The sequence below is a fragment of the Intestinirhabdus alba genome (assembly GCF_009711095.1).
GTDB classification, from domain to species: domain Bacteria; phylum Pseudomonadota; class Gammaproteobacteria; order Enterobacterales; family Enterobacteriaceae; genus Intestinirhabdus; species Intestinirhabdus alba.
Window position 1 is genome coordinate 1 of record NZ_WMJZ01000118.1, and the last position, 975, is coordinate 975.

Annotated in this window: 1 protein-coding gene; it reads left to right on the top strand. The window is 47.9% G+C overall.

Annotated elements, in window-relative coordinates; translation table 11 throughout:
- Positions 1-107: 107 nt before the first annotated feature.
- Positions 108-599, top strand: coding sequence for a DUF6708 domain-containing protein (locus GJV78_RS23890; RefSeq protein ID WP_456237503.1), 492 nt, complete (start codon positions 108-110; stop codon positions 597-599).
- The last annotated feature ends 376 nt before the right edge of the window (positions 600-975 follow it).

The window sequence follows — 975 nt, forward strand, 5'->3', positions numbered from 1 at the left end:
TATGGATGATAGTGGACTTATATCACTTAGGTTTTGAGTTTGAAATGTATCTTTTATTTTTTTTGTTTTTTTTGATTTCATTTTCAATGATAATATTAAATCTGAGGATGGCTTTATTTGTCCCCCGGGATCAGCCCATCCGGTTTAATCGCAAACGGCAGAAGATTTATATCTTTGAGCACCACCGTAAAGCCTGGAATCCGTGGGTGAAATGGCCGACCACCGTCAGGGTGTATGACTGGGCGGATGTTCACGGCGAAATCAGCCGCGAGACCGATCGCTACGATCAGGGCTTCCGTCTGTACGGTGCCGTATGTAAACCAGGAACCAGTGAGGTCAGCGAACGTTTTATTCTGAACCGGGCGNTCCGCTCTATCCCAACCAGCATGATGACGGAAGCCCCCGAAGAAAGGTGCGCTGGCCGGAAGCGCTGGATATCGAGTCCAGAACCGCGCCGGAGTAAGCTCGTCAGGACCAGATCAGATGGTCCCATAAAGACGGATAACCCGGAATGCCGCCAGTCAGGATATACAAGGATGAGTAAAAAAAAGCAGCGAGCAAAAGAGATATTGCGCCAGAAAAGATCAAAGACGCAATAGACGACTATTTTCCCACGAACCGCTTCTTATCCATAAGAAGAGATGATGCTGCGGAATTATTTTCAGATATACGGCATATAGCGGAAAATATATTGTCGTCAAATAAAGGATTTAAAGTGGGATTCTGCAGAAAGATGGACAGGAAGTATCTTGCGTCAGACCTTACGCGCTACGGGATATCATAGTCTTTCCCTGGAATATTCGCTGGCCGGAAGATATTGACCAGGAATCGCGCACGGCACCGGATATTCAGGCAGGATCAACCGTCAGCCTGCAAGCAGCGACGGAACGAAAATAAAGGAGCATGACGCCATGACGTTTGACGAACAAATTAACCGGTATGCCGATGCCAGCGAACAGGCCGCCTCCACGCCGT